The organism is Peredibacter sp. HCB2-198 (assembly GCF_045999315.1).
Classification (GTDB): domain Bacteria; phylum Bdellovibrionota; class Bacteriovoracia; order Bacteriovoracales; family Bacteriovoracaceae; genus Peredibacter.
In genome coordinates this window covers 2,522,763-2,547,248 of the sequence record NZ_CP174607.1, presented here as the reverse complement: position 1 = coordinate 2,547,248, position 24,486 = coordinate 2,522,763, and the positions used below count along the sequence as shown (strand labels likewise).

The window sequence follows — 24,486 nt, the reverse complement described above, 5'->3', positions numbered from 1 at the left end:
AAGGCCCTTAAATCATCTCTCATGGTAGAGTCCGGCCCATGCAAAAACTTGAACGTCTTCAAAACATTCTTATTAACCGCGGGATCATCATTCTTTTAATTGGTATCTCCCTTGCCCAGTACTTCTGGACCCCAACCGGTGCCTGGTGGATCCTGGATATCCTGATTCGTACCTATTTTTTATTTCTCTGTGGAGTCATGGGGCATGAGGCCTCTCACGGAGTTTTAGGTGATACCAAACTTCAAAACATCTGGTGGGGCCGATTAAGTTTCATTCCTATTGCTGTACCGAATGCGCAGTTTCGTATTACTCATCGCTATCACCATTCATTTACAAATGAAGAAGGAAAAGATCCTGATCTTCTTTTAAAAATGGATCATTGGTGGCAGTTTCCAGGGCGCGCATTAGCGATGCCTCACCACTGGATCATGTGGCTCAAAAATAATTCTCTTCTTTCTCGCGCCGTGGTTCTGGAAATTCTTCTAAGCTATGTGGTGTATATCGCTATTTTCGGAACGATTGCTTACTTCGTTGGATGGGAACGAGTTTTATTCGGACTTCTTCCTGCGCAAATTTTGAACTCGTTTCTTCTTTGGTACCCTTTCGCAGTCAAGACCCATGAAGGTCATGAAGTGGGGCCCCAGGAAATTCGCTCTCATGATTACCATGGGTCACTGATGTATTGGTTTACTTTGGGTCTCTCTATGCACAGGGCCCACCATATGAAACCACACTTAGGTTGGCTCCAACTTCGTCCTTATATTAAGAAAGGACCTCTTTTTAAGCGCGATATTATTCGTCTATGAGATCCCAGCTTTTAGGTGACCTTATTGAACTTGGAGCTGGTTCCATTCGTCGAATGGACTGTCTCATCTCTTTGGAGTTAAATTCACTTCCTGTTAAAACACTCCTAGAAGAAAGAATTGAACTTGCTCAGAAACTTTACCCTCAGACCGCCAAGCATGCTCTTAAAATTGAGTCCCATAATTCTTTAGAAAGTTTTGCAAATGCTCCCCTCCCTCATAAAACACAATTAGAACTGGCGATCATTCAAGAGAAGACACTCGCCTTAAAAATGTCTCACTACCTTGGTGACGCTCTTTCTATGCTGCTTTTTTTAGAAGTGCTGCTTACCGGTCAGGGAATTGAAGGAGAGATCGCCTATCGGGTTCTTCCTCCGAAAAAAGATTCTCCTTATCGAAATCTTATGCCCGTCAGAGGGTGGATGAATCATTTAAAGGTCACTAATGAAAGAGAGTTTTTGACTCTTCAAATGAATCATTCTGAACTTCCAGAGGGCCATGTCTTAAATGATATTCTTAGTCTTGCCCTCCTTCGAAGTTTACCCGATCGCTTGAGGGCCCTGTGGATACCGGTGAATGTGAGAAAGATCTTTTGGCAAGGTTTCGGAAATGGTCTTTCCCGTATGAGACTTTATCCGGCCCGTACAAAAGTTTCCACAAGAGATGAGTTAAAACATATCAGACGTCAGAAGATTGAGGCCTTCCATAGTGGAGAAATTTTTCTTCCTCCACGAAACTTTAAACCAAATAAGACTCTATTTAAGCTTTGGCTCAATAGGCCCTGGGCCGACTGGGGAAGTCTTTCATTTTCTCACCTGGAAGACCGTCTAGGGAGATTTCAAGGGATCAAGTCTCTTTATGGGATCACAAATCTTCATGAAAAACATCACGCCGGAATTTTTGCGTTTACCAAAGATGGAACGACCTTTGTCACTTTGACCTTTGATAAAACTGTTCCGACTCAAGAGGCACAGAATTTATTAACGAATTTCCATTCTCAATTTCAGGGCATCTTAGATGAACTCCGTTCGTAATGCCTGTTTAAGAGAGTTCCTTCGTTTTGCCTTTTTTGTTCTGGCAAAAATTGTTCAGATTGAAAATTGGTTTATCAGAAAGAAAAAGATTCAATTCTTTTCGAACGCTGCTCCTCAGGGATTTGATCAGCAAAAAGAGCGTCTTCTTCGCAAGGCCCGCCAAAGTGGCGAGAAAATTTTTATTGCCCAGACTTCCGGGACCAGAAATATTCCTAAAACGGTTCCCTATACTGCTTCTCGCATGAAGCTGGTTCAGAAAACTTTTTTAAAGAGTATGATGACGCTGACTGCTCCTTATAAAGGGCGAAAGACCTTCTTTGTTTTTTCATCTGTTGAAGACGATTCCTCTTTGACCTCCGGGATGCTTCAAGACAGGGCCCCAAATCTCATAGAACTTCTACAGGCCCCTTATCGTTTTTTAACGACTCCTGCGGGCCATAGATTACGAGAAGAGATTGGCCTACTTTCTGCACGTGTGGCCCTGATTGCAGTAAGTTCTCCTCGTTATTTTTATGCCACCAATCCTTCAACACTCACCCATTTTCTGGATGAAGTGGATTTGCATTGGGAACTTATTAAAAAAAATCTCAAAAAATGCCTTCATAATCCTGATCTTTTAAATCTCATTGATGGTAAAGATCGTCTGGAAAAACTTATTCTGAGGGAGAAGTTCTCGCTCGAGTTTCTGGCCCCTGACCTTGTCGGAATCATCACTTGGGACGGCGGTTATGTGGCCCCGTTTCTTGAGCGCCTGAAAGAAAAATACCCTAAGCTCGTTTATCTTCCGATGTACTCCATGAGTACGGAAAGCATTGAGACTCTTCCTCATCGAGTGAATGGGAAGTTGCACTTTCTTCCAACCATGAAAGGTGTCGTGCCGGAGTTTTTAAAAGATGGTGAGATTGTTCGTGATTTAAAGGTAAATGAAACTTATACCCTTTTGATCAGTGATGTCTGGGGCCTTGAGCGCTACGATACTCAGGATGAATTTTTAGTGGTGGATCTGGTGGATGGACTTCCCGATCTAAGGTTTCAGCGCCGAAGAAACATCACGGCCTCCATGACCGGTGAAAAAATTTCGGAAGAGCAATGCCTCCTCCTCTATCAAGAACTTCGAAAACGGTTTGAATTGGAAGGAATCTATTTGTCCCTCTATGGACGAATGCAGGGAGAGCAAGGCCAGTACGTGCTGAACCTGATTGGACCTAAAAAAGAGTTTTCTTCCTTAGACACCACGGCCGAAGAAATTTTGGGGACACTCAATCAGGAATACCATTCAAAAATTCAGTCCGGGCGACTACTTCCTTTGAAGGTTGAGACCCTGAGTGTTTCTGCATTTGCAGAACTCATGGGACAAAAAGTAAAATGGGAATCACAATTTAAGATCATGCCACTTTATGAAAAACCTCTCCGATAGATTAAAAGAAATCAGTTCTTTTATCGAAGAACACCAAATTCGCTCGCTTTCCCTCGATATAGACGGGACGGTTTATTCATTAGGAAAAGTTGAAAACCGCTGGAGGAGAAATTTCTTTCACTCTCCGATTAAGTCCCTGCGTTTTCTTTCCATCCGCAAGAAATGGGAGAAACGCCGAAAAGGAGAGGCCATTCAAATTCTTCCCGAAGACGTGGTGGAGTTTGAGACCTATCTCGAGTCCCTTCTCGATGAGAGTCTCGTTCCGAAGGAAATTCGAGATTGGCTTCGTTCATTAGAGCTTGATATCTATTTTCTCACGGACCACGGTGGAACGGTTAAACTCAGAAAACTAAACCTCCAGGGAGTCGTCATCGACTGCCTTCATGAGACCGGTGAGCTTAAGCCCCACTTCCGCATTTCCCAGGTTCTTAAAGAAAAGTTCTTCATTGTTCCGGAGAAACACCTTCATCTCGGTGACCGCTGGACGGATGAGGCCCAGGCAAAGCTTTTAGGTTCCTACTTTCAGTATCTTAAACCGTGAAATTTTTGCAAATCTCAAGATTTTAAGTTCTGAAAGCCCTTCGCCATTTGCTAGAACCACGACCTATGAAAAAGTCACTTTTAGTTTTGATCATGTTGGTCTCTGGACAAGTTTATGCCGAGGACATCCCCGGTAAGGATCTTCTCACTTATTTCTCGGCCAACTGTCGAACTCAAGGTGAATGGACCCGTGCCGCTCTAGCGGATTCAACCGCTTTGATCGAGGCCCTGAAAAGTATTTCTCAAGACCCTGACTGTAGAAGCGTTGGTGGGGCGGTTGCTCAACTTGGACTTCTGACTCAACAACTTCAAAATCTAGAAAAGACCAACGAAACTCAGTCTAAGATCGCTGAACTTAATTCTCAGGAGCAAGAATTACTTCTCCAGATTTCTCAGATCACTGATTCAGCAACTCTGTCAGAAATCAATAAGACCCTCCGTGAACTTCAAGTCACTCGCGCAGGCCTCCTTGGCCGCGACAGGGCCCAGTATGAACTTCTTAGCCAAGATAAGGTCACAGCTCTTAGTAACGTGGTTCTGACTGCTAACGCCACCTTTGCTCAAATTAGCGGAAACCAAAAATGTATAGCGAAACACCCAAGCGTTCTTAATACCGCCACCTCTGTCGTTTCTGCCATCGGCGCCACTGTTTCTGTGGTCAACCCAGTTCTCGGAATTGGTCTTACCGCCGGAGCTGCCTTCATGGGTGAGACCATCGAAGGTGTAAGACGCTACCGCACGAGTCGCGAAATCCGAAATATCTCAGACAACTCTATTGCCATTGAGGCCTATAAGTGTGCTCTCGAAACCATGTCGGATCGTTGGTGCCAGATGCGAGACGCAGAGTCTTTCCTGGTCTTTAAGGCCAATCAAAGACAGTACCCAATTATGGGTTCAGGTCTTGGCGTTGCCATCCGTTTAAATGATCGCGAAATTCCTGTTCTGATTGAATGGCTGAATAAAATCCGCAGCGGTGTCACTCCAACCACAACGGCCGATGCCAGCCGCCAAAGTAACGTATTTACCCGCGAGAACTTTGTACGCTCTCTTGAGGCCTACGGACTTGGTCTGATTGAAGAAAACCGTCAGATTTATCAAGGCTATTCTGATCTTAACGAACGATGGAACTTCCTTCGTAGTATTATTAAATCACTCATTCCTCCTACTGAGACTAGTTTTAGAAACCCTTTCTATGATGTTCTCTCTTCCGGCTATGCTCCTTACTTCCTCATTGGTTTGGAAGATAACCGCGACATCCGTGACACCGTGGGTGCCTATTACAGTATCGACGCCTGGGTAAAACCTCCTGGCTTTAATCCAACTTTAGACGACGTTCTTAAAAACTATATCGAGTGGATCGCCCGCGCCCGCAATCGCGTGAACCAAGAGCTTAACCAGGTTCTTCAACCTGATGCCCTTCAAACTCTTTCAAGCGCCTATGACCGCACTGGAAACCGTTGGAAAATCTCTCCAATGGATTCTCTAAAACGTCTTACTGACTTTTTAGAGGCCAATCCTCCTCGCGAGCGTGATGTTGCTTTTAGAAAACTTTATGCCAGCACTCTAGAGAAGCTTAAAGAGATCTATACCATCACAGAGAACGCCATCATTTTCAGTGACAAAATTCACGGCAATACTCCCGTAGAGCAGATTTATGATCTGGCCCAACTGCGATACGGATCTGTGGTAATTCAGTCCCGTATGGATATGATTGTTCGTCTGGCCCTCTTAGAGCTATTGGAAAACAGCCCTCCTGAAGACCAGGTGGTTGTCGCCCAACTTCTCGCGGCTGAACGCTTTACCGAAACTATTACCAAAATGAGCGGCACAGACAATCTTGCCCTGATTCGCGCTGATATTAACCGCGCGCAGCCAGTGACGATCAGTAACCTCAACTCATTTGCTGATATTTTCGGAAAAAATATTAATCGTATTCTCAATAAGCTCGAGTTCGAAGAGCGCATCTCTACCGGCACTGTGGCACGGGCCAAGCGCTATGCTCGTACTGAACTTTGTTTTCTCCTTTTATCCGTGCCGAACGCTCAGTATTACGTGAACACGAATCTTTGTGTTGGTTTAAAACTCAACTCAATGGTCAACGGCGGACCGGAAAGCCTCACTATTTCTCAGGACACTTTCAAGCTCGACCTAAATGACCGGGCCTGTGTTTACCGAGAATTCTTCCGTTCGAGCAAAATTTTCGAGACCTGGGGAATCAAATAGTCCAAAATAGATTCATGAAAAAATCTACTTGGCAGTTTCTCGAAAAAAACGACATCGTCGACATTATCGCTCCCGCTTCAAATTCTCCTCTGGAGAAAATGGACAATGGAATCGAATGGGTCCGCTCCGTGGGACTTATTCCTCGTGTTCAACCTGGCATGATTAACACTGACGTGTTTTTTGCCGCTCCTTTAAAGACGCAACTTGAGCATCTTAAGAACGCCATCTACTCTGACTCCAAGGCCATCTGGTGCCTGCGTGGTGGTTATGGAAGCATGCGCTTAATTCCCCACCTCATGAAACTTCGTCCTCCAAAAAGGGCAAAGCTCTTCGTAGGGTTTAGTGACATCACTTCCCTTCACATGTTTTTTAACAAACACTGGAACTGGCCCACCATTCATGGGCGCACCATTAGCCAGCTCTCACCTGAGAACAAAAATACCGTGGACCGAAAGTTTCTGACCCAAATGATCTACGGTGAGCGCCAAGAGCGCGTGTTTAAAAATTTAAAACCTTTGAACGATCTTGCTCGCAATACCAAACTTGTAAAAGGTTCCATCGTGGGTGGAAATCTTCGTATTATTCAGTCCTCTCTCGGTACCGCCTGGGAATTGGATGCCAAAGGCAAAATCCTTTTCATCGAAGACGTGGCCGAACGTGGCTACTCCATTGATCGCATGCTGGAGCAAATGATCCAGGCCAAGCTCATCGATCGAGGCCTTAAGGCCGTGGTCTTCGGCGACTTCACAGAAGGTCTTGAGAAAGACGGTCGCGATCTTTCGCTAGTGGCGATGAAACGATTTGCCGCACGTGTGCCTTACCCTGTTTTAAAAGGGCTTCCATGCGGTCATGGCCATAAGCTAAATTACCCGCTTCCGTTTAATACAAACTCGATTCTAAAATTGGGTGATAAACCTGAACTAACGTGTTTTTACGGTGGCTCGATCTGATTCCTGCCTTGAAAGCATGAATAGAATGAACGCAAAGAATGAAGTGGCCCCCACGACTTGAAAAATCGTTAGGCCTTCAAACGTATAAACGGCCGAAAATATCATTCCAAAGGCCGGGAAAGAAAGTTCTAAAAATGAAACTTTTCCGGCCGGAAGATTTTTAAGCCCCGAATAGTAAAAGTACATCGACGCAATTCCAGCAATCGCTCCAATAAAGAGGAATCTAATCCCCACTTCCCATTGGAAAAGAATATCAAAAGCTGGTCGTTCTTTTTCTGCTACCAAAATCACTACCGCAAATAAAAAAGCAAAGGCCCATCTAACGGAAACAAGTGCTTCCGGGCCGTGTTTTTTCAAAAATCTTTTAGCAGCTATCGTACAAAGTCCCCAAATCAGCATCGTCGAAAGAGCAATCAGAAAATCACCTATAATGATTTCCTGACTGGTAAACATAAGCTCCAGATCCTGAGAAAAGATCAGAACCGCACTTATTAATACCCACATTCCCCAATAGAGATAAAGGTTATCGAGTTTTTCCTTCAACAAAATTCCGGCCATAAAAATCACGAAGAATGGCTGAAAAATTTGAAAGAAAGAAAATGTCCCAGGTGAAGCTTTTTGAATGCAGGCCGTGGATAAATATCCGGCCACACTCATTCCTACGCCTCCTAAAAAGACGGCCAACAACCAGTCAGTCTTAGTAAATTTCGCAAGTTCTTTACGGCCATTTTTAATAAGCCACGGAGTAACTAGGAATAAACCAATAAAACTCTCAATGAACACAATGCTCACATATCCCATCTTTAACGAGATGGGATAACGAACCAGTAGGTCCAAGGCCCAAAGCAAACAGGCCACTAAAATGTAGAGCGAGCTCTTGCGTTCCAAATTCATGGACGCTGATATAGTTCAATTCTATTCAGATAGCTACTTACACCTCTGAAATTACATGGAGCCACTTTGTCACCAGCAATAGGATTATTCTTCTAACATATCGCTATTACCTACCGAGGCCATAATAGTTGCCCCACTTTTTACTTTCTCCAGAGAAAGTGATTTCAAACCTCCCTTTTTTTACACTTGACTAATCCGTATCTTTTACGTAAGGTTTTTACATGAAACTGAACCACGTTGCAAATAAAATTTTACTGAGTGATATAAAAAAGTTGGTGGCAGATGAACGATCTGCTCTCACTAAACTGCTTCATCATTTAAAAGAAATAGATAAGAGGAAGCTTTATTGCGACTTAAAGTATTCGTCGTTGTTTGCTTATTGCGTTCATGAATTAGGTTATGATGGAGCTTCCGCTCAAAGACGGATCGTCGCCGCGAGGGCACTAGCGGAGATGCCAGAAATTGAGCAAAAAATCGAAGATGGAAGATTGAATCTCACAAATATTTCATTAGTGAATCAATTTATTGATGATCCCATCCAAAAGCGCGAAGTCTTTAAAGAAGTTGAAAATTTAACCAAGAAAGAATGCGAACAAAAGTTATTCGAAATCACTGGTAAAGAAGAGAAACCGAAAGATAAAACCAAGCGCATTTCAAAAGATAAAATCCAAGTCGCCTTTGTTTTGTCAGACGAAACCATGGCAGTGGTTGATCAGTTAAAAAATCTTTTGGGTAAAGAAATGGAGATGGATCAGCTAGTTCAGTTCATGGCGAAAGAAGCCATCAAGTCTGTGGAAAAGACGAAGTTCAAACAAACAAAACCCCGAACCTCACTTTCTCCAGCGAAAGTAGGACGTGCAATCCCGGCTTCTGTGAAACGGGATGTGTATGCGCGAGATAAAAAATGCATAAATTGCGGATCCACTCGAAATCTCAACTACGATCACATCCTTCCCTATTCCATGGGAGGGCCGAATACAAAAGAGAATTTGAGATTATTGTGCTCACCATGCAATCAGCGGGCGAGGATAAGGGCGGGATTGTCCCGCCCTGAAATTAAACATGGACTTCGCGGTTAAAATAACCTTCTCGAACGAGAGGTCTTCTAAAATTGGCCACTGATCCCAGTGCCCCACCAAGAATAGAAGCGATCGCGCCGAGTGCGACTAACAAGAATAGCGACCAGCCAGTAGATTTAAGCGCAGTAGCTGCGCCTTCTCTAGCATCGCTAACGGCCTTATCAATTTGAGACTTCATCAGAGCGATTCTGGTGTCGGCCTCAGTTGGAGTAATACCGGCCTCCCGAGCAAGCAAGTTTTTCGCACCTTCAGTATCGCCACGGATAAGGCGACCACCGAGGGACTGAGCAAGTTCGGCGGGAGAAGAACGAAGATTTAAATCACCAAGGGCGTCTTGAGTAATTCCGCGAAGAGTACCTGTAACGGCCTCATTCTCGGAGATCATTGAAGCGCTCTGGCCTAGGGCACCTGCAGTTTTACCAATAGCAGAGCCAGCGAGACTTCCAGCGGAACTAATCGCGGCCACAGTTTGATAAAGGAAGAAGCCTAAAAACAAGGCCGCAATAACGAGACCTTGAGCAGAGCCAATGCGGCCCAAGCGAAACTTAGAAACTCGAGCAGCAAAATAACTGCCGACAAAAATGGAGATTAATGCAGAAACTAAAAACCAAACACCAGTGAAAACTCCGGCGCTTTTAGCGGAGACACCATCTTCAAGACCAATGCCTCCAAAAGCAAGGCCCAGGCCGAGAAGACCTGTCATAGTGAAAAAGCTGATTACGAGTCCTGCGCCAATAGCGCGTAAACTGATTAATGCGTGGGATGATTCAGAGTCGACTTCGAGCGGAGAATCACTTGAATAAAATCTGGCCATATCGTGCTCCTTTGCAAAAGTTGAGACGTATGACCACAATTGTAGAACGAGGCCGCGGTAAGCCAATGCGCTGAGTTTCTATCCGCAGTTAATGGGGATGATTAACGAAGACGTCTTCTGGTACGAGATTTGAGGAATGACCAATCTAGTTCCATTGAGATTTTTTTATCTCCGCGAACTTCGATTTCTGGGAGATTCTTGACTTCTTTGTCTTCACGATCGTAATCACGGCCACCAAGTACATAAGTGCGACCGAAAAAGTATTCGCTCATGTCAAAAGTGTGTGGTGTTTTAAATCGTTCTTTCATGCTCTCTCCGTGGCTGTGGAAGATAATGGTTAATATCGTCTTTTGCAAAGAGAAAATAAGACTGTAAAAAAATAATTATGGTTGTCTTATGGCCCTCTCTCCTAGGATTTTCATTGGGCGAATCTTGAGCTGAAACCGATCTGTGGCAATTGCCTGGATAAACTCTGCGGCCTCTAAAGGTGAATCGGTAAAGAAGATCGTTTTAGTATCTTCAGGATTAATAGTTTTGGATTCAACCAAACGCTCTTCGATCAATTTTCGAAGCGGATTCCAGAATTCCGTGCCGACTAAGACCACTGGGAAGTTCTCAATTTTCTTGGTTTGAATTAGAGTGAGAACGCCAAAAAGCTCATCTAAGGTTCCAAATCCTCCAGGCATGGCCACAAAACCATAGGAGTATTTGGCCAGCATGAACTTTCTCACCATAAAATATTTAAACTCCATCCAGACGTCCAAATAGACGTTGGGTTTCTGCTCGCGCGGAAGAGTAATATTGCAACCGACGGAGCAACCGCCGAGCTTTTTGGCCCCTCGATTGGCCGCCTCCATAATTCCCGGGCCGCCGCCGGTCATGACAGTAAAGCCCTTACGGACCAGCTCCTCACCCATATCCATGGCGAGCTGATAATACTCATGCTTTTCATCAAACCGGGCCGAGCCAAAAACCGTCACACAGGGTCCTACAAACTGAAACGTCCGGAACCCTTGGATCATTTCCGAGAACACCTGAAAAGCGTGATAAAACTCATTTGAACGAGTTTTAGGACCTTCTAAAAAGACCCGTTCTTCCTTATCTCGTGAAGGGACTTTACCCCATTCGGACCTGTTGGAGGCCTTGGTTTCTTCCCGCATCCGATCATTTTAATTTTTGGGCATGAATCAAAGAAAGACAGAGGGCAAAAGAACTAAATTAGGCGGACAAGCAAATTTCGACGAAGAAATTACCACCCGTGCTCTCAAATGGCACAACGATCACTGGGCCCTTGGTGATTCCCTGCAAAGAGTGATCTTTACCAGAAATAACAGAAGGAATGGCGGTTTTAATGCCGTAGCCCTTCTCATTCAGCACCACTTTCGCCTGACCGAAAATCATGTTGGTGATTTCACCGGCGCCGTCGAGAATGTCTTTGGTGATTTCAGTGTATTCTTCTCCCAGCATCCCGGACATGATATTTAAAAATGTCTTTTCAGGAAAACTAATCACCACCGAACCGTTAAAAGCATCACTCACAATTCCAATCACACCAGAAACATCTCCATAAAAAGAATCTGTCGGTTTCTTTTTATAAATAGGTCCTGCCTTCGCAGTGATCTGTGCTTGCACACTCAATACATGCAAAGTTGCAGTCAGAAATGGATTAATGAATTCAGTGTCGAGAGTTCTTTTAGGAGGAGCTCCTGACTCATCCATGGCGTCCTTCAGAGTCGACGCGATTTTGAAGGTGGAATCTATCCCCTCTTTTTTGAGAAGAGTCATCAACCCCGGACTCACATGGATGAGCTTCAGAGACTTTTCATTACTTTTTAAATTAATCTGTAATCTAAGGAAGATTCTTATCCAGTCCTTAGAAAAAGACGTAAGATGCTCACAATCAAGGAAGATGTGACCATCGGCATTGTTAGAGATTCCATCAATTTCTCCTTCGAAACTCTTCGCATGGGGAAACTCCAAGTTTCCAGAAAGTTTCACTACCGTGTAACCTTCTTCCTTTTCAATTAAAAAACCTGGAGTATTCACCATTTGGATTAGGCCGCTTTAGCTTGATATTTTTTATAAGCTAGTTCTAGCTTGGCCTTAAGACCTTCTTTAGAGAATGGCTTCACCACATATTGGTCTACACCACTCTTAATTGCTTCGGCCACCTGGTGACCTTCAGCTTCTGCTGTCACTAGTAAGAAAGGTGTTTTACCAAGTCTTTGATCAGCGCGAACACGCTTCAAGAAATCAAGACCTGTGCAATTTGGCATGTTCCAGTCTGAAATGATCAGACCAACTGTACCGTCTTTAGTTTTTTCCCAGGCCTCAAGACCATCCGCTGCTTCAACGATGTCTGTAAAGCCCAGTTCTCTTAGAATTTTTGTTACGATTTTTCTCATTGTAAGCATATCGTCTACAACTAGAACTTTGGTTTTTGGATCAAACATATTTCCACCCCTTCTTGTGATGAAGTCTTATCGGAAAATCAGGTACAAGATTTAGGGAATTTTAAGTATTTTTAACTAGGGATTTTTACAAGCACTAGGGTCTTTACGACAAATAATATTGAGCAGTTGTTTGTTCTGCTCTTCGAGTGTCTTCACGCGTTTTTCAAGCTCAACCTGTTTTTTCTCATAAGAAGCAATTGAGCGTTTGGTGCCTTGAAATTCTTGGTAAAAAGATTTGAACGCTTCGATCAATGGAGAAATAAGTGAAGCATAATCCACTCGCTTGTAACCGGTCTTTTCATCTGTCGTCACCGCCAGTGGAAATTCTTTCTCAACTTTCTGAGCGATCACACCCATACCAGGTTTTCCAGGAGTGTTGGCCTTCTCGTTCCAAGTAAAGAACACCCCTTCAAGATTTAAAAACTTTCTAAGTGCGTCTGGAATTGCATGAACTTCATCTTTCAAGCGTGCATCTGATGTACAACTGGTAGAAGCAGTACCGTTACCAATCACGCAGGTCGTGGCCGTACCATTGATGGTAAGATTATTTTTATATCCAGAGACTCCAATGTAAACATCAGAAGACTGCTGGTTGGTAATGGTCATAATATTTGTACCAGCGGTCGCATAGCCAATAAAACCTGTGCGAGTATTCGTTGCATCTGAATCTGTATAGAACGAAAGATAACCGTGATCAGTTGAAGCATCGGCCTGAAGGGCCAGAAGATTCGCTCCCCCTCTCACATGAAGTTGGGCCAGAGTTGGAGTTGTTCCAATTCCGGTTGTTCCACCGAAATAATTGGCACCATCTACTGAATAGATACCATATTTGTTTCCGGCCGCGGCCAATACAGAACCAATATAAAGCCCATAGTAGTTTGTCACTGTTCCTGATGGGTTTGATAGAGGGTCAATATGAACACCGTAAGCATTGGTGATAGCGCCGGCGGCCCCGTTAATTACCGCCACTGAAACACCACGTGCGTTGCTAATCGTTCCTGTTGAAGCATTATTAACCACACCTCGGTAACCGAGACCTACTGTCATGGTTCCGGTCGAAGCATTCTTGGTCTCAGTATACTGACCGTAAACGTTTGCAATAGTTCCTGTGTTCGAGTTGTCTACGATAACACGATTACCGTGCACATGACCTGTCAGATCCTGAGCACCGGAAGGTCTGGTTGTATTGAGTGATCCGAAATAATTGGCGGTACTCGCGGCCGCAGGAGTGACATTAAATACATTCGCCATCTGTGCAGTGGTTCCGGCGGTTACTGTACTCGTATGATCCAAATTGAATGGGTAACTCGGAGATGTCGTACCTAAACCAAAATAACCATTATCAGTGAAGGTCGCAACTTCGGTTCCTGCAAAATTTAAAAAGTGTAAAGGAGCATTGGTGTTTTTTCCAATTGCCACACTTCCATTGAATCCCGAACCATAGAGGACAATACCGCGTTTTGCTCCACCAGATGCAGCTGTGGCAGTGGCACTGAATTCTGCAACAGGAGCTCTTGAACCATCCGCGATAGGAGTCGGATCAATGACGACAAGTTTTTTATCAGGAGCAGTTGTACCAATCCCCACATTACCTGCACCAGTGATGCGCACTCTTTCAGCATATGTACCATTGTTTCGAGTCCAAAATTGCAGGTAGCCTGTCATCGATGTTGCGATGTCAGTTTCAGCTGATCCTTGAACTCGCGCCATTTCAACATAAGTACTTGGTGCAACTGTGAGAGCACGGAAACCTAAGAATCCGAGTCTATCATTTGTAAGTGGAGGTGTCGGTGCCGCAGCTGTTCCACGGGCCCGTCTTAACATAATGGCGGATTCCGCAGTATCACTGAAGGAATCAATCATCATGTCATCATCACCACCGCCTGTTCCGATGGCATGAAAAAACGTGCTTGGAGTGCTATTGTTTCCAAATCCAACATACTTATCAGTATAAAGTGCAGAACCGTTCTTGTTCCATTGCCCGAACGAACCTACATAGTTTTGAACATACTGAACGTTCGTCGCCTCAGTCAGATCAGCACCAGTGGCCGTGTTGGAAATTTTCAGCACACCCGCCGGAGCAATGGTCATTGTTCCTGTAACCGAATCTATTCCCGTCTTATTTAACGAAGTGGAAACAAGATTATTAATCTGCCCCTGAGTTTTATTCACCACTGTTTGTAATGAATCTCCGTTGGCAATCGCTGTATTCGACGGAGTGACAGTCGCAAAAGTTGAAGCAAGTACATCAGTGATGAAGGTGCCCCAAGTTTTGTCTCCTTTAAGATACTTTGTCGCATCTGAGCTACCAGCAAGTTTAGCGAGAGGAATATCACCGTTAGCGAGATTTAACTTGGCATATCCAATTGAACCATCCGCAATAGCACCTGATGAGACAGTGGACCAAGAAAGATTTCCCGCACCATCAGTAACAAGTGCCTGACCTGAAGAACCAGCGGTGCCTGGAAGATTAAAGGCAATCGTTCCGGCGAGACCTGCTGGAGCTCTTAATTCAACGAAATTTGCATTATCAGATTTAAAACGAACTTTTCCATCGACTGCAATGTTCCCTACTACATCCAATTTCTCAGTTGGATCAGCTTTATTCAGACCAAGATTGCCTTCTAAATAATGCTTCTTATGTGAGCCGCTAAAGTGGAGTCCATAAAAATTTGTGACGGTTCCGCCAGGTGATCCAGGGTGTGCATAAATATCATAAAGATTCGTGATGGTACCTTTCTTATAATAAGGCGAAAGATAAAGGCCCATGACTTCAGTCGTGATCGGAGTCGAGGCAGCTTCGGAATCGTAATGACCATACTGCAGATAACTCCCTCGTAATGAAGCAAGGGTGCCGTTATCAATTGTTCCTGTCAGATTATTTCTGAACCCCACACTCCATGAACCAGATACAGACCCAGAGTTAACCACTCCTGCATCTACAGTTGCTTGCGCCTTAAATACTCCACCCAAAGCACTGTAGCTACCATTGACTGATGAATGCTGTCTTGTGTCCGCATTAAGTGCTCGTCCAGCATCATTCGTTAATCGCTGTTCAATCTGAAGCTTCATATCAGGAAAGAAAGAAGCAACTCCTACCCCCACCTGACCAGTTGTATAGTTAATATCAGAACCAACTTTGGTCCAATAGGAATTATTGCTTAATTGAGTATCAACGTAATTTTTATTAGCAGCATCAGTGGCAACCGTTGGGTCAGCGAGATTGGTGATCTTATTTCCACCCATCGCCAGCGGACCACTCATGCTGTCGCCGCCTTTTAAAACGTAATTACTTTGAGAAGCTGTCGCAAGACCAATATTCCCACTCAATTTATTAATCGCTGAAAGAATCGTATCTGCTGCTGTGACAGCACCCGCAGAAGCTGAATAGCCAGTAAGAGTTGAACCAATCACCGCCGGATTTAAATTCTGCCAAGTCTTCGTCCCGCTCCAGTATTGAGCGGCAGTTCCGGCCGTAATTTTTGGTTCTTTATTACCTAAGTCTGTGGTGAGGTTACTGATTTTCGTTTGATCAATCGCCGCACCTGCCGCGATATCAGCATTAGTAATTGACCCATCCACAATCTTCGATGAATCAACCGCACCACTGGCAATTTGTGTATTGGTAACGGATCCCGCAGGAATTGAGACCGAAGGCTGTGGGCCACTCTCCCACTTCGAAGTTGAATTGTTCCAAATAAGAATGTCACCGTCTTGAATACCAGTCACATCAACATCAGCAATTTCTTGAAGCTTAGAACCTGTGAGTTTTCCGGCCGCTTTAGTGAGCATACTCCATGAGTAATCACCCGATAACGGAACGACGGCACCCTTTCTTCCATTGAAGTTTGAAACCGTATTTGTTCCTACGGCCACCTTACTCCAGTTAGTTCCATCAGAGATCACCCAGTCACCAACATCAAAACTCATGACTCCAGAACCTAGATCCTGGGACCCAGCAGTTGTCACAATATAATAAGTACCTGCGGCCGCGACTCCCGCGGATAAAACAGGAGTATCAGTTGCTGCATTATAAGTACCAACATAGACCTGATTCGTAGAAATAGATGCTGGTCCCCAAGTTGTTCCATCAAATTGAAGGAAGTCACCGGTTGAAGCATTCATGTGATGAAGCTTCGAGGCCGTGACTTGTCCATTTTGTAATTCAAAATTTAGCGGAAAAGTTGCCGATGCTTCTGAATTAGAAACCACCAAGTTTAGCGCGCTTCCTACAAAGAAACTCAGAGCACTCTTGGCATTTAAAACTAATTTATCTGATGTCTTAGATTCAATTTGAAAATCATGTGCCCCAACTTTGGCGAGAACCACGCGATCTAAATTTCTGCCACTCACGACTAATTGATCATTCTGAACTTTTACTTGTTCAATGTATGGTGGCCTATCTTTGTCTTTAATATTCACGACAATATTTCCACCAAAAATATTTCCCGCCCCATTGCAACTGCAAAGGAAAAGCAGGATTAAGATTGGTAATACAGCGGTCTTCATCATTTCCAAGTAACTCTTGAGATTTACTGACATATGTCCTATCGTCTCTTTAAGGTGTTAAATTAAGATTTAAAGATTAGTTCAAATTTTTTTCACCCTAACGATTTTACTAAGGTAATCCCATGAAGAAGAACATTGCCCTCATTGCCCACGATAACTTGAAAAATAATATGGTTACTTGGTCGAAGCTTCACCAACTAGAACTTGAGAAATTTAATCTCTTTGCTACCGGAACTACGGGTAAGCGGGTTGAAGAGGCCACAGGTATGAGTGTGACCAAATTTAAAAGTGGTCCCTTAGGTGGTGATCAGCAGATTGGTGCGGGAATTGCGGAAGGGAAAATAGATGCGGTGATATTCTTTTGGGATCCTCTGGCCCCACACCCTCACGATGTTGACGTAAAAGCTCTCCTAAGGATTGCCGTGGTTTACGACATACCGATGGCCTGTAATCAGAAGACGGCCGATCTGATTATACAAGGCCTGGCAAACTCTTAAGCGAGAGTTCCGGGCAATACTCACCTTTGTATGTTCTCTTCCAAATATTTTTCTCACCACTTTCCGTGAAGTGGTATTGATAAAACTTTGCCCTCACCCACACCGGAGGTCTATCCGGAAAAGGATTGTGGCGAAGTAATTTTAATAGGGCCCGGTCGTTTCGAAGAAGTTTCAACATAAAACGCACAAACCACAGATCATGTCCTTGCACGTAAATATCATCGTCCCCGACTAAAACTCCAAATGGTAAAAACCAAATCATCCAATCAAGACGAAGATGATAAGGGGCCACCACAGGAGGAGTGCGATTCAGTTCCACTGGTTTCCCGCGAAAGCCATACTCTTTCCAAACACTCTTCTCATCGGGAAATTCATCATCCGTGCCTTCAATCACAATCTCATAACGTTCTTTGGTGACACTTCCGAAAGCTCCATAAGCACCAACTAAGTGCCAACGGTTCCAGCAATAATTCATGTACTGACGCTTCTGGAAGAAATTTAACAACGGTCGATAGCTTAAAAAGATCGCCAGAACGCCGATCCCGATTTGAATGATTTGAAACCAAAGAGGTGCTGGTGTTGTTGCTATTCCTGAATCGCTAAAAGCAAGAAATCCTAAAACAATGGTGAGCCAGTTAAGCCAGGAGTAATTTCCACTCACCACCAGTATCATCTGGTGAAAGATCAAAAAGAATCCGGCCACACTCGCCACCGGTTGAGGAAAGAATAAACCAAAAGGTGCCACCAGCTGACAGAAGTGACTAAATACCACACCAAAACGATGGAACCATTTTGGCAGATGATGAAAGTAACGACTTAAAGGATTAGGTAATGGCTGCGTCTCATGGTGATAATACAAACAGGTGAGGTCTCGCCAACATCGGTCTCCGCGAAGTTTAATCAGCCCTGCTCCCATCTCTGTTCGAAAAAGCATCCAGCGCAAAATCAAAATCGGAATCCAGGAAGGTGTCACCCAATAGGGTCCCATGAAGGCCGCAAAAAAACCTGCCTCCAAGAGCATGGTCTCCCAACCAAATCCATAGAAGTCTTGTCCCACACTCACCAGCGACAAATACATCCCATACAAAGTGAGCCACGAGAGCATATGAACAACAATCGGTGCCTGATCAAAGGCCCCAAATGTGAGTAAGAGTCCTAAGAGCATTCCTATCCAGCACATGACTCTCAACATGTGATCGGAATACTTCCAATGAAACAACGTTGGGAATTGCTTGAATTTCACGCGTTTTACGAAGTCAGGCACCGGTAACAGCCCATGTTCCCCCAAGAGTGCAGGAAACTGGTTATAGGCGCTTAAAAAGGCAATAAAGTAGATCGCCCCTAGAGCGCGGTCAAAGCATAAACGGGCCAATACGTAGTTATCTGCGGATAGGAAATCCATGGCTTATCATAGTCACCCAACCCCTCGAAACTCAATGAACCACTGGCCAAAAGACAGGCAGTGCCTAAAGGCTGCCCAAACCTTCCTCTCAATTTCCATCAGTTAGACCAAATCAGTTGGCATAAACCTTGCTCTTTAGTCAGGTATGAAAACACTATTTACACTTATGATCCTGATCTCTGGTATGGCCTTTGCTTCTACTCATCCCACTCGCGAAATTGCGAGTGTTCGTAGAGTAGAACACGCTCGTGAACTCATGGGTGCAAGCTATAAGAGAAGTATTGTCTCTCGATTTGAGAAACGCAGAGATATTGAAAAAAACATTCACGAAGTGGTTCAGAAGCGTTTACCAAAGGCCTTTAAATACCGTGCTTATACGATTGCAAAAACCATTATCGAAGAAGCGGCCAAGAACTCACTCGATCCTTATTTTGTGATGGCCGTGATTTCAGGTGAATCAAGCTTTAATCCACTTGCTATTGGCCCAGTGGGTGAAATCGGTATGATGCAAATCCGTCCTACAACAGGACAGTGGATGTCTGAACTTCTAAAAACAAAATGGCAGGGAGAGAAGACTCTGCGCGATCCAGTGGCCAATATTAAACTTGGTGTTGCTTACCTTTCTTGGTTACGTAATAAGTTTGAAGGTCATGGCCAACTTTATCTTGCAGCTTACAACATGGGCCCGAAATCAGTAAAAAACGCTGTTTCTCGTAACGTTTACCCTAAGGACTACCCTATTCACGTAATGAAGCGCTACATCGCTTTCTACAAGGACATGGGGAAAAAATCAGGCAGATTATAAGCTTGCCGATCAAATTGAATCCTAGTTACCATTTTGGGTATGAAATACTTAATGCTCATACCCCTCACTCTCCTCATCACGTCTTGTGGTAAACAAAGCAAGACCAAACTCTATAAAGTTGAGGAATCGGCACTCACGAAATCCGTGAACCAGAAAAGTCTTCCACAAGATCCCAATCTGACCTTAGATAAATCCATTGTGAACAATAGCTACCCGATTGAGATCGCTCTTTATGAGGACAATCGCTTTTATTACAACCTTCCTAATCTTGGTGACGGAAAAGGCACCTGGAAGCTCAATAATGGAGTGATTGAACTTAAGGCCAAGCGCACCCTTTTCGATATGTATATTGAAGTTCAAGGAAGCGATGAAGCGTCTCAGAATCTTACGATTCAATTTATAGATCGCTTCGGGCCTAACACTTTGAAAATGATGAACGTTAATATTTAACGCAAAACTTCGGCTTTTTTTCGTAAACGCTCCCTGATATAGAAGCGCTCATGAATGATCGTCCTTGGCAGAACGGAAAATTCATTATTACCGCCGGGCTAAAGCCTCTTGAGGCAAAACCCATCTTCTTACCTGAACCTGAACTCTCCCACTACATCAAAAATAAAATCAAGGCCCGTTCAGAAGGGATTGATAAACACTATCCGGACTCAGTGGGGCTTACCTCTACCGAACTGGAAATCATTGCCAATAAACTAAGAGCACTGATTCCCCAAACAGTCTATGAAGGAACTTTCAAAGATGAGATTGATTTCTTGATCTCACAAGTGCCGGAAGACTTCTCGGTATGGAAAATGGAGGACGGAAAAGAGTGGCTGGCACTCATTCATCTCATGTCACCTAATCACTGGGACGCCCATCAAAAAATCGGTAAGAGCTTTTTTGATTCTCATGCTCCTATTCCGCATATTGATGCCATTTCAAAAGCGGCCCCTAAAATGTTTGAGCAGATTCAAAAGCGCGGGGCCATGGAGCGCTTTGCCTGGGGTGTGGCCACTGACAATCGCCTGAACCACCATCCTGTTCCTCCAGTCGGAATTTCAGTGGAAGAATGGCAAGGACGCTCCTTTGATCCCGAGAGTCCTAAACTTTTTATTCGGATGGAAAGGCAAACGCTTTTCCCGATTTCCGAGAAGCTTATTGGTTTCACCATCAAAACATCTTTCACCGATGTAAGCATTCTTCCGGGAGAAGATCTAAAACTCATCATTCAATGTATCGAAAGCATGGACGAGGCCATTCTTAAATACAAAGGTCTCATTCGAGATAAAAAAAACATTCTTCAGTGGTTATTCACACTCACCCAGGAGCGGCACATCTCTTGCACCTCATAAAGTGTCAGGAGGTGTTCATGAAAAAAGTGATATTATCGGTTGCGATGATTCTCCTCGCAGCACAGCTTGGCGCCCAAACGGCGACCGGAGTGCCAGGAGCAAGCAACATAGATACTTCAAACAATCCTTCTGGAGTTGGTTTCGGTGGGGCATTGGGTGGGGCAAATTCAACCACTGCGCCAACAAATATTCCTAGTAATACAATTCCAAGAGGAAATAATTTCGATCAGACTCTAGAACAACAAAGAATGGAAGAACCAAGTACGAATCCAATGGGAGGAAGTTATTCAGGAGACATTCCCAGGGGACCAACTGCAACCACGCCAACCTCGAATTATGATACCGTAACTCCTCGAGCTCCAGCGAACACTCCTAGCTCAACTCCTGAAAATAGACCTTTTGTTCCAGCAGCGACTGGTGTGGGTCCAAGCGCCCCAACCTCATACTAAAATTAGGGCCACCACTCGGTGGTCCTAATTTTTACAAAGTTTATTTTCTTTGATTTCTTTTTTCTTACAGGCCTCAGCAATGATTTTATTTTCGGCCTCTGAGATGAAGTTCGTCACATCATCAGATTTCATGATGGCGGTTTTTTTCTGACCTTCTCGTAAGAACTCAATTTTCACCTGGCGGGACTGATCATTAAACATGTGAATGAGCTCATACACTCGATCAATTCTGGCGCCATTGGCCCTTAAAATAATATCATCGTCATCCAAAACCGTTCGGTTTGGTGAGTCGGCCACGACCTTCTCAACTTGAAGTCCGCCCTTAAGGTCCTTCACTAAATGCTTCATTTCTTCCGCCGGTACTTCACGGAACATCACCTTTGGCCGATAGACCTTGGTCTCACAGGTGTAAAAGACGTCGATATTGGGATAAACCAGGGTCTCATTCCAGGTATCAGTTGAAATGGTATTAAAACTCGCACCCACGCCGAAACTCGAATAACGACTATAATAAGGATACATGCCATAACCACCATAATAAGTGGGCCCAAAAGCACTTCCTGTTGTACGAGTGATTTCTTTTGCTTCCGTACGATCAAAAATATCTAAGATATTGGCATATCTTCCCGCTTCGGTTCTACAATTCTCGATGGCATGAAATTCAGCATAGAGTCTCGCTTCAGGAATTTTGGTATAGGAGTTGGCACGAAAATTTGAAATGCGGATATCATCTTCTTTTCGATCGTCATATCCGCGGCCTTTTTTGGCCTTTTGATAGGGAGTTGGATCGTTACTTGAACAAGCAATGGCAAAGACCAGGATTAACCACTTCCAATTCATGGTAACCTCCAAAATAAATGGCCATCTTGCGATGGCCATTTCGTCCAAGATGTATTTCTACACTGTGCTTTTCAAATGATGCTTTTCAACTTCTCTTGATCCACACCCCTGGACTTCCTTAAACGTTACACCCATGACTATTGAATGAGAAATTTCTCCTCCCAAATTTTGCATAAAGATGGCCGACTTTTATGGAACTTCAGCAGACGTGATGCGCGTGAGATTTAAAATATGAGTTAACCAAGGAGGAAAGGATGAAATTCTTTCTATCAGGCATTCTAACTCTTCTGCTTTCACCTATGGTCTTTGCAGTAGGAGAATATACTCCCGATGAAAACCATATGACTCCAGATACGATTCAGAAAGAAGAGGCCGAAATCGAAGAACAAGAAGAGGCACTGGACGCCCGTAAAAAACAATTAGAACAGGAAAAGAAACACCAAGATGTTCCTCTTTCAGATCCTAAACTTCTTCCGAATGAGCGGAAGACCATGGATCAGCCTTAGTTGACCGCCTTAGGTAAGGCCACTTTATAGACCTTGAATGTCATGTCATCCACTGACTTCCCGGCCGGTGCGTCCTGAAGAAGTGAGTCCGTAAAAATGAGATTGTTATGAGCATCAATGGTGAAAGTGTCGGGCCACTTGATGCGTTCATCTTGAATCAGGATTTTCATTTCTCCACCCGGAGTTCGATAGGCCACGGCATTTCTCTCCAAGTCGGCCATATAAAGATTGCCATTTTTATCAAAGATCATTCCATCCGGTGCCGGTGTCACACCTAATTTTTCAACATTCTTTACCACTTGGGTCTCATCTCGAGCGGAAGTGGCCAGAGCATTCACCGGCACTCGATATAGTGTGTACCCTGTTAAAGCGTGATAATAGAGTTTATTATCGACCGGAGAGAGTGCGATCCCATCAGAATGGATTTGAGGTTTTTCTCCGTCTTGATTAAGAAATTCTTTTTTCTCCACCGTAAGAGTCACATTCTCTGATTTTGTAGAAGGATGTTTATCCAAGAAACGACGAGCGTCCCCGCTCTTCATGTCCACTACGACAATACCACCCAGACCTGAATCAGTGATAAAGATCTTCTTTGTGTCATCATCAATGCGTAGGTCGTTTAAGTAGGAATTTTTCGGCGCAATGGTTTCATCAAATTCGAAAGTGCGCTTAAGCTTATTTGTATTGAGGTCAAATTCGTAGAGCTTTGCCTTCCCTACGACTTCTTTCATTTCAGGACTACTTGGATCAAGAACATATAATGAGTTTTTATGAACGTAGACCGATTGAACGCAAGTAAAATGGTTCTTTTCCGGCTTCCCACTCCATTGGTTCCACGTCTCGTTAGGATACGGTCTATGAGTTCCATCTGGCATGATCTCTACCACAGAAAAAGGAACGTCTGTTCTCCAGCGAGGAAAGCTTGCGAACATTCGACCGTCTTTTGCCACCGCGATACCTGTTACTTGCACTCCTCGAAACTGAGCGACCTCGACCAGCTCAGGTTGCTCTTCAGTGGGAAGAGTTCCAATGATTTTTTTGTCCACGGGTTGTTCTTTACTCGTAAACTCTTTGATCTCTTTTTTTGAAGCACACCCAACCAGTATCAACCCCGTGACCAACAAAGAAGCGACCTTTCTCATAAGACTCCTCCCGAGTTGGAGTTATCCTAGGAAAATGGTCGCAATAGTCCAATGTGCAGCGAGACTATTCGTAATGCAGCCAATTACGGAAATACAGAATCGGGTGATGCCAGTCAAAATGACGCACAACTGGTTTAGCGCGTGCTTTGTATTCTGACGTCGAATACTGCTCGTGATGCTCCAATCGAATGATCTGATCTGTGTTTTTGTCTACTCGACTCACTGAAAGAAACATACCGATAGGAAAAAGAATCCAGAAACTCATCGCAATGATGGTCAAAATAATTTCGAGAGTGTTTCCCATAAACATCCTCCTGATATCAATTATGCTAGCACAGGGACCCCGTGCGGAAATCTTAATTGCTCCTTGGGTAATGACAGACTTAGTGGGTCTTCAAATTTTGAGAGACATTAAAGTTTAATAACTTTAAGCAGGTCGTTTAGAGTGAATAATGCTTTAACCAAGGAGCGGTTTATGAAAACAGTAATGTTAATTTTGTCTCTTATCTCTCTCATGGTTTTCTCTATTAGTTGTAACCGTAGTGAAAACAAAAGCACCACAGGAAGTGACATTCAAAGAGAAGAATCTCGTGCGGACGACTTCTCAGACCAAACAAATGAAGACATCCGTGAAGAACAAGAGGATGTAAAAGAAGAAATGCAAGACGTTCGTGACGAACAAAAAGACGTTGAGAAAGAAGAGTTAGATGTGAAACAGGAATACGAAGACGCCAAAGGAAAAGCAAAAGACCAAATGAACATTGAAGATTAAGATCTATCGGGCCT

The 24,486-nt window shown here is 44.0% G+C and carries 25 protein-coding genes; 14 read left to right on the top strand and 11 right to left on the bottom strand.

Going from position 1 to position 24,486, the window contains the following annotated elements; translation table 11 throughout:
* The first annotated feature begins 38 nt into the window (after nucleotides 1-38).
* The 6 genes from ACJVC5_RS12860 to ACJVC5_RS12835 all read left to right on the top strand — a co-directional run bounded on the left by ACJVC5_RS12860 (nucleotide 39) and on the right by ACJVC5_RS12835 (nucleotide 6,967).
* The gene (locus ACJVC5_RS12860) at nucleotides 39-806 is read left to right on the top strand and encodes a fatty acid desaturase family protein (protein WP_408095926.1); all 768 of its coding nucleotides are present in this window, start codon (nucleotides 39-41) and stop codon (nucleotides 804-806) included.
* Entirely contained in the window at nucleotides 803-1,837 is a 1,035-nt protein-coding gene (locus ACJVC5_RS12855; protein WP_408095925.1) for a hypothetical protein, read from the top strand. The genes ACJVC5_RS12860 and ACJVC5_RS12855 overlap by 4 nt, the downstream gene beginning before the upstream one ends.
* On the top strand, nucleotides 1,821-3,254 hold the full coding sequence (locus tag ACJVC5_RS12850) for a GH3 family domain-containing protein (RefSeq protein WP_408095924.1): 1,434 nt from the start codon (nucleotides 1,821-1,823) through the stop codon (nucleotides 3,252-3,254). Before ACJVC5_RS12855 ends, ACJVC5_RS12850 begins: the two co-directional genes overlap by 17 nt.
* The gene (locus ACJVC5_RS12845) at nucleotides 3,235-3,795 is read left to right on the top strand and encodes a hypothetical protein (protein ID WP_408095923.1); all 561 of its coding nucleotides are present in this window, start codon (nucleotides 3,235-3,237) and stop codon (nucleotides 3,793-3,795) included. The genes ACJVC5_RS12850 and ACJVC5_RS12845 overlap by 20 nt, the downstream gene beginning before the upstream one ends.
* A 65-nt stretch (nucleotides 3,796-3,860) precedes the next feature.
* Nucleotides 3,861-6,017, top strand: a complete 2,157-nt coding sequence (locus ACJVC5_RS12840; protein WP_408095922.1) for a hypothetical protein — start codon at nucleotides 3,861-3,863, stop codon at nucleotides 6,015-6,017.
* A gap of 14 nt (nucleotides 6,018-6,031) precedes the next feature.
* Nucleotides 6,032-6,967 (top strand): LD-carboxypeptidase, encoded by a 936-nt coding sequence (locus ACJVC5_RS12835; RefSeq protein ID WP_408095921.1) that lies wholly within the window; start codon nucleotides 6,032-6,034, stop codon nucleotides 6,965-6,967.
* Here ACJVC5_RS12835 and ACJVC5_RS12830 read toward each other — a convergent pair.
* Nucleotides 6,938-7,861, bottom strand: a complete 924-nt coding sequence (locus tag ACJVC5_RS12830) for a DMT family transporter (protein ID WP_408095920.1) — start codon at nucleotides 7,859-7,861, stop codon at nucleotides 6,938-6,940. The genes ACJVC5_RS12835 and ACJVC5_RS12830 overlap by 30 nt on opposite strands.
* A 221-nt stretch (nucleotides 7,862-8,082) precedes the next feature.
* Between ACJVC5_RS12830 and ACJVC5_RS12825 the strand changes: the two genes are divergently transcribed.
* A complete protein-coding gene (locus ACJVC5_RS12825; RefSeq protein WP_408095919.1) occupies nucleotides 8,083-8,940 on the top strand; it encodes an HNH endonuclease in 858 nt (285 codons plus the stop codon).
* Here ACJVC5_RS12825 and ACJVC5_RS12820 read toward each other — a convergent pair.
* The 6 genes from ACJVC5_RS12820 to ACJVC5_RS12795 all read right to left on the bottom strand — a co-directional run bounded on the left by ACJVC5_RS12820 (nucleotide 8,918) and on the right by ACJVC5_RS12795 (nucleotide 16,749).
* Nucleotides 8,918-9,754: a hypothetical protein gene (locus ACJVC5_RS12820; protein ID WP_408095918.1), complete on the bottom strand. Its 837-nt coding sequence runs from the start codon at nucleotides 9,752-9,754 to the stop codon at nucleotides 8,918-8,920. The genes ACJVC5_RS12825 and ACJVC5_RS12820 overlap by 23 nt on opposite strands.
* 101 nt (nucleotides 9,755-9,855) lie before the next feature.
* The gene (locus tag ACJVC5_RS12815) at nucleotides 9,856-10,062 is read right to left on the bottom strand and encodes a hypothetical protein (RefSeq protein WP_408095917.1); all 207 of its coding nucleotides are present in this window, start codon (nucleotides 10,060-10,062) and stop codon (nucleotides 9,856-9,858) included.
* 75 nt (nucleotides 10,063-10,137) lie between these two features.
* Nucleotides 10,138-10,914: a TIGR00730 family Rossman fold protein gene (locus tag ACJVC5_RS12810; RefSeq protein ID WP_408095916.1), complete on the bottom strand. Its 777-nt coding sequence runs from the start codon at nucleotides 10,912-10,914 to the stop codon at nucleotides 10,138-10,140.
* 58 nt (nucleotides 10,915-10,972) lie between these two features.
* Nucleotides 10,973-11,803 (bottom strand): chemotaxis protein CheX, encoded by an 831-nt coding sequence (locus tag ACJVC5_RS12805; RefSeq protein ID WP_408095915.1) that lies wholly within the window; start codon nucleotides 11,801-11,803, stop codon nucleotides 10,973-10,975.
* Nucleotides 11,804-11,808: 5 nt separating this feature from the next.
* Nucleotides 11,809-12,207, bottom strand: coding sequence for a response regulator (locus ACJVC5_RS12800; protein ID WP_408095914.1), 399 nt, complete (start codon nucleotides 12,205-12,207; stop codon nucleotides 11,809-11,811).
* Nucleotides 12,208-12,282: 75 nt separating this feature from the next.
* On the bottom strand, nucleotides 12,283-16,749 hold the full coding sequence (locus ACJVC5_RS12795) for a tail fiber domain-containing protein (RefSeq protein WP_408095913.1): 4,467 nt from the start codon (nucleotides 16,747-16,749) through the stop codon (nucleotides 12,283-12,285).
* An 89-nt stretch (nucleotides 16,750-16,838) separates the two neighbouring features.
* Between ACJVC5_RS12795 and ACJVC5_RS12790 the strand changes: the two genes are divergently transcribed.
* Nucleotides 16,839-17,213 (top strand): methylglyoxal synthase, encoded by a 375-nt coding sequence (locus ACJVC5_RS12790; RefSeq protein ID WP_408095912.1) that lies wholly within the window; start codon nucleotides 16,839-16,841, stop codon nucleotides 17,211-17,213.
* Here the strand turns inward: ACJVC5_RS12790 and ACJVC5_RS12785 are convergent.
* Nucleotides 17,188-18,615: a lipase maturation factor family protein gene (locus ACJVC5_RS12785; RefSeq protein ID WP_408095911.1), complete on the bottom strand. Its 1,428-nt coding sequence runs from the start codon at nucleotides 18,613-18,615 to the stop codon at nucleotides 17,188-17,190. The genes ACJVC5_RS12790 and ACJVC5_RS12785 overlap by 26 nt on opposite strands.
* A gap of 145 nt (nucleotides 18,616-18,760) precedes the next feature.
* On the opposite strand from ACJVC5_RS12785, the gene ACJVC5_RS12780 reads away from it, so the two are divergent.
* Genes ACJVC5_RS12780 through ACJVC5_RS12765 form a run of 4 tightly spaced genes read left to right on the top strand, consistent with a single transcriptional unit; the run spans nucleotide 18,761 to nucleotide 21,212 of the window.
* Nucleotides 18,761-19,420 carry a lytic transglycosylase domain-containing protein gene (locus tag ACJVC5_RS12780; protein WP_408095910.1) on the top strand — a complete coding sequence of 220 codons (660 nt, stop codon included), beginning with the start codon at nucleotides 18,761-18,763 and terminating at the stop codon, nucleotides 19,418-19,420.
* A 39-nt stretch (nucleotides 19,421-19,459) separates the two neighbouring features.
* On the top strand, nucleotides 19,460-19,870 hold the full coding sequence (locus tag ACJVC5_RS12775) for a hypothetical protein (RefSeq protein WP_408095909.1): 411 nt from the start codon (nucleotides 19,460-19,462) through the stop codon (nucleotides 19,868-19,870).
* A 50-nt stretch (nucleotides 19,871-19,920) separates the two neighbouring features.
* Nucleotides 19,921-20,763, top strand: a complete 843-nt coding sequence (locus tag ACJVC5_RS12770) for a heme-dependent oxidative N-demethylase subunit alpha family protein (protein ID WP_408095908.1) — start codon at nucleotides 19,921-19,923, stop codon at nucleotides 20,761-20,763.
* Between the two features lie 17 nt (nucleotides 20,764-20,780).
* On the top strand, nucleotides 20,781-21,212 hold the full coding sequence (locus ACJVC5_RS12765; protein WP_408095907.1) for a hypothetical protein: 432 nt from the start codon (nucleotides 20,781-20,783) through the stop codon (nucleotides 21,210-21,212).
* A 24-nt stretch (nucleotides 21,213-21,236) separates the two neighbouring features.
* Here the strand turns inward: ACJVC5_RS12765 and ACJVC5_RS12760 are convergent, their stop codons facing one another.
* Nucleotides 21,237-22,052, bottom strand: coding sequence for a hypothetical protein (locus tag ACJVC5_RS12760; protein WP_408095906.1), 816 nt, complete (start codon nucleotides 22,050-22,052; stop codon nucleotides 21,237-21,239).
* Nucleotides 22,053-22,306: 254 nt separating this feature from the next.
* Here ACJVC5_RS12760 and ACJVC5_RS12755 point away from each other — a divergent pair, with 254 nt between their 5' ends.
* Entirely contained in the window at nucleotides 22,307-22,558 is a 252-nt protein-coding gene (locus tag ACJVC5_RS12755; RefSeq protein ID WP_408095905.1) for a hypothetical protein, read from the top strand.
* Here the strand turns inward: ACJVC5_RS12755 and ACJVC5_RS12750 are convergent.
* Together ACJVC5_RS12750 and ACJVC5_RS12745 are read right to left on the bottom strand one after the other, a co-directional pair.
* Nucleotides 22,555-23,700 carry an L-dopachrome tautomerase-related protein gene (locus ACJVC5_RS12750; protein ID WP_408095904.1) on the bottom strand — a complete coding sequence of 382 codons (1,146 nt, stop codon included), beginning with the start codon at nucleotides 23,698-23,700 and terminating at the stop codon, nucleotides 22,555-22,557. The two genes, ACJVC5_RS12755 and ACJVC5_RS12750, sit on opposite strands and share 4 nt — an antisense overlap.
* Nucleotides 23,701-23,764: 64 nt before the next feature.
* On the bottom strand, nucleotides 23,765-24,004 hold the full coding sequence (locus ACJVC5_RS12745) for a hypothetical protein (RefSeq protein WP_408095903.1): 240 nt from the start codon (nucleotides 24,002-24,004) through the stop codon (nucleotides 23,765-23,767).
* A gap of 171 nt (nucleotides 24,005-24,175) precedes the next feature.
* Between ACJVC5_RS12745 and ACJVC5_RS12740 the strand changes: the two genes are divergently transcribed.
* Nucleotides 24,176-24,472, top strand: a complete 297-nt coding sequence (locus ACJVC5_RS12740; protein WP_408095902.1) for a hypothetical protein — start codon at nucleotides 24,176-24,178, stop codon at nucleotides 24,470-24,472.
* Nucleotides 24,473-24,486: the final 14 nt, after the last annotated feature.

What these genes read in the sequence shown, in the direction of transcription:
- ACJVC5_RS12860 (WP_408095926.1), top strand. Translation starts at nt 39, where the DNA reads ATGCAAAAACTTGAACGTCTTCAAAACATTCTTATTAACCGCGGGATC.
- ACJVC5_RS12855 (WP_408095925.1), top strand. Translation starts at nt 803, where the DNA reads ATGAGATCCCAGCTTTTAGGTGACCTTATTGAACTTGGAGCTGGTTCC.
- ACJVC5_RS12850 (WP_408095924.1), top strand. Translation starts at nt 1,821, where the DNA reads ATGAACTCCGTTCGTAATGCCTGTTTAAGAGAGTTCCTTCGTTTTGCC.
- ACJVC5_RS12845 (WP_408095923.1), top strand. Translation starts at nt 3,235, where the DNA reads ATGAAAAACCTCTCCGATAGATTAAAAGAAATCAGTTCTTTTATCGAA.
- ACJVC5_RS12840 (WP_408095922.1), top strand. Translation starts at nt 3,861, where the DNA reads ATGAAAAAGTCACTTTTAGTTTTGATCATGTTGGTCTCTGGACAAGTT.
- ACJVC5_RS12835 (WP_408095921.1), top strand. Translation starts at nt 6,032, where the DNA reads ATGAAAAAATCTACTTGGCAGTTTCTCGAAAAAAACGACATCGTCGAC.
- ACJVC5_RS12830 (WP_408095920.1), bottom strand. Translation starts at nt 7,861, where the DNA reads ATGAATTTGGAACGCAAGAGCTCGCTCTACATTTTAGTGGCCTGTTTG.
- ACJVC5_RS12825 (WP_408095919.1), top strand. Translation starts at nt 8,083, where the DNA reads ATGAAACTGAACCACGTTGCAAATAAAATTTTACTGAGTGATATAAAA.
- ACJVC5_RS12820 (WP_408095918.1), bottom strand. Translation starts at nt 9,754, where the DNA reads ATGGCCAGATTTTATTCAAGTGATTCTCCGCTCGAAGTCGACTCTGAA.
- ACJVC5_RS12815 (WP_408095917.1), bottom strand. Translation starts at nt 10,062, where the DNA reads ATGAAAGAACGATTTAAAACACCACACACTTTTGACATGAGCGAATAC.
- ACJVC5_RS12810 (WP_408095916.1), bottom strand. Translation starts at nt 10,914, where the DNA reads ATGCGGGAAGAAACCAAGGCCTCCAACAGGTCCGAATGGGGTAAAGTC.
- ACJVC5_RS12805 (WP_408095915.1), bottom strand. Translation starts at nt 11,803, where the DNA reads ATGGTGAATACTCCAGGTTTTTTAATTGAAAAGGAAGAAGGTTACACG.
- ACJVC5_RS12800 (WP_408095914.1), bottom strand. Translation starts at nt 12,207, where the DNA reads ATGTTTGATCCAAAAACCAAAGTTCTAGTTGTAGACGATATGCTTACA.
- ACJVC5_RS12795 (WP_408095913.1), bottom strand. Translation starts at nt 16,749, where the DNA reads ATGTCAGTAAATCTCAAGAGTTACTTGGAAATGATGAAGACCGCTGTA.
- ACJVC5_RS12790 (WP_408095912.1), top strand. Translation starts at nt 16,839, where the DNA reads ATGAAGAAGAACATTGCCCTCATTGCCCACGATAACTTGAAAAATAAT.
- ACJVC5_RS12785 (WP_408095911.1), bottom strand. Translation starts at nt 18,615, where the DNA reads ATGGATTTCCTATCCGCAGATAACTACGTATTGGCCCGTTTATGCTTT.
- ACJVC5_RS12780 (WP_408095910.1), top strand. Translation starts at nt 18,761, where the DNA reads ATGAAAACACTATTTACACTTATGATCCTGATCTCTGGTATGGCCTTT.
- ACJVC5_RS12775 (WP_408095909.1), top strand. Translation starts at nt 19,460, where the DNA reads ATGAAATACTTAATGCTCATACCCCTCACTCTCCTCATCACGTCTTGT.
- ACJVC5_RS12770 (WP_408095908.1), top strand. Translation starts at nt 19,921, where the DNA reads ATGAATGATCGTCCTTGGCAGAACGGAAAATTCATTATTACCGCCGGG.
- ACJVC5_RS12765 (WP_408095907.1), top strand. Translation starts at nt 20,781, where the DNA reads ATGAAAAAAGTGATATTATCGGTTGCGATGATTCTCCTCGCAGCACAG.
- ACJVC5_RS12760 (WP_408095906.1), bottom strand. Translation starts at nt 22,052, where the DNA reads ATGAATTGGAAGTGGTTAATCCTGGTCTTTGCCATTGCTTGTTCAAGT.
- ACJVC5_RS12755 (WP_408095905.1), top strand. Translation starts at nt 22,307, where the DNA reads ATGAAATTCTTTCTATCAGGCATTCTAACTCTTCTGCTTTCACCTATG.
- ACJVC5_RS12750 (WP_408095904.1), bottom strand. Translation starts at nt 23,700, where the DNA reads ATGAGAAAGGTCGCTTCTTTGTTGGTCACGGGGTTGATACTGGTTGGG.
- ACJVC5_RS12745 (WP_408095903.1), bottom strand. Translation starts at nt 24,004, where the DNA reads ATGGGAAACACTCTCGAAATTATTTTGACCATCATTGCGATGAGTTTC.
- ACJVC5_RS12740 (WP_408095902.1), top strand. Translation starts at nt 24,176, where the DNA reads ATGAAAACAGTAATGTTAATTTTGTCTCTTATCTCTCTCATGGTTTTC.